At 53.4% G+C, this 1831-nt stretch carries 1 protein-coding gene and 1 pseudogene; both read left to right on the top strand.

What is annotated here, in order from left to right; all coding sequences use genetic code 11:
• Positions 1 to 935 (top strand): annotated as a pseudogene (locus AC1DRJ_RS26215) (EAL domain-containing protein); the annotation flags it as partial.
• A gap of 78 nt (positions 936 to 1013) precedes the next feature.
• A complete protein-coding gene (locus AC1DRJ_RS26210; protein WP_477804710.1) occupies positions 1014 to 1775 on the top strand; it encodes a TenA family transcriptional regulator in 762 nt (253 codons plus the stop codon).
• Positions 1776 to 1831 lie beyond the last annotated feature (56 nt).

Here is a 1831-nt window from a genome sequence, read left to right as displayed (position 1 = left end):
CGTTGGAAGCCTCACTGCGCGCCGCCGATATGGCGTGTTACATGGCCTAGGAAAAAGGGCGCAATCGGGTTCAGGTCTATCACGCCGACGACTCGGAGCTGTCATTACGTTTTGGCGAGATGGCTTGGGTGCAGCGCCTGCATATAGCGCTGGAAGAGAATCGCTTTTGCCTCTACTCCCAGGAAATCGCGCCGTTGGGTCATACGGCGCGCGGCGGCGGGCATATCGAAATTCTTTTGCGTCTGCATGACGAAGCTGGCCGCATGATCTTGCCGGACAGTTTTATTCCGGCTGCGGAGCGTTATGGATTGATGACGGCACTAGATGGTTGGGTGGTTGAAAACGTCTTCAAGATCATCGCCCAATGCAGGGCCGAAGAGCGAAAAGGTCCGTTAGCCATGTGTGCGATTAATCTGTCAGGCACAACTATCGGAGATAACGCGTTTCTGGACTTCCTGCGTGAACAGTTTGTTAAGTATTCAATTCCACCTGAAATGATTTGTTTTGAAATCACAGAAACCAGTGCAATTTCCAATTTGGGCAGTGCAATTAGATTTATCAATGAGCTCAAAGGTTTAGGTTGCCACTTTTCGTTAGATGACTTTTGCGCCGGAATGTCCTCGTTCGCTTACTTGAAACATTTACCTGTAGACTTCCTGAAGATCGACGGGAGTTTTGTAAAGGATATGTTGGACGACCCGATTAACCGCGCCATGGTCGAAGTGATTAACCACATCGGGCATGTCATGGGTAAGCGCACGATTGCCGAGTTTGTAGAATCACCCCAGATTGAGCAGGCATTGCTGGAAATCGGGGTCGATTTCGCTCAGGGGTTTGTTATTGAACGCCCGAGTCCGTTTACCTGCGATAGTTTGCAAAGTCGTCCAGCCAGGTCTCAGCCTTTGTTATTCAAGGCCCCTGGCAAGTTCCGTTGAAACCTCTTGCTGATCCGAACAATCACAATCAAAAGGAGCTCGACAGTGATCGACACATTCAACCGAACCGGACCCCTCATGGAAGCGGCAAGTTATCCCGCCTGGGCTCAACAGCTCATCAAGGATTGCAGCGAGAGTAAGCGCCGGGTTGTCGAACACGAACTGTATCAGCGCATGCGAGACAACAAGCTCAGCGCCAAGACCATGCGCCAGTACCTTATAGGTGGCTGGCCGGTTGTAGAACAGTTCGCGTTATACATGGCCCAAAACCTGACCAAGACCCGCTTTGCCCGTCATCCTGGCGAAGACATGGCGCGTCGTTGGCTGATGCGCAATATTCGCGTGGAGTTGAACCATGCCGATTATTGGGTGCACTGGAGTCGGGCCCACGGTATCAGCCTGGAGGATCTGCAAGCCCAACAGGTTACCCCCGAACTTCACGCATTGAGCCATTGGTGCTGGCACACCAGTTCGGCTGACTCGTTGATCGTGGCCATCGCTGCGACCAATTACGCCATTGAAGGCGCGACCGGCGAGTGGTCGGCGCTGGTCTGCTCCAGTGGTGTCTATGCCGCGGCATTCCCGGAAGAAGATCGCAAACGGGCCATGAAGTGGTTGAAGATGCACGCCCAGTACGACGATGCCCATCCATGGGAAGCACTGGAAATCATCTGTACCCTGGCGGGCATGAACGCGAGCAAGTCCCTGCAAGTGGAGCTGCGACAGGCCGTTTGCAAGAGTTACGACTACATGCACCTGTTTCTGGAGCGCTGCATGCAATTGGAGCATTCAGATAAGGCACCGGTAACGCGGGAACGCCTGGCACTGGCTGAAAGCTGATCCATAGGCAACACAAAGCAAATGTGGGAGCGGGCAAGCCCACTCCCACATTTGGT

It is taken from the genome of Pseudomonas sp. P5_B2, from assembly GCF_056400445.1.
The sequence above is the reverse complement of the archived record's forward strand: the minus strand, read 5'-3'. Positions and strand labels throughout refer to the sequence as shown.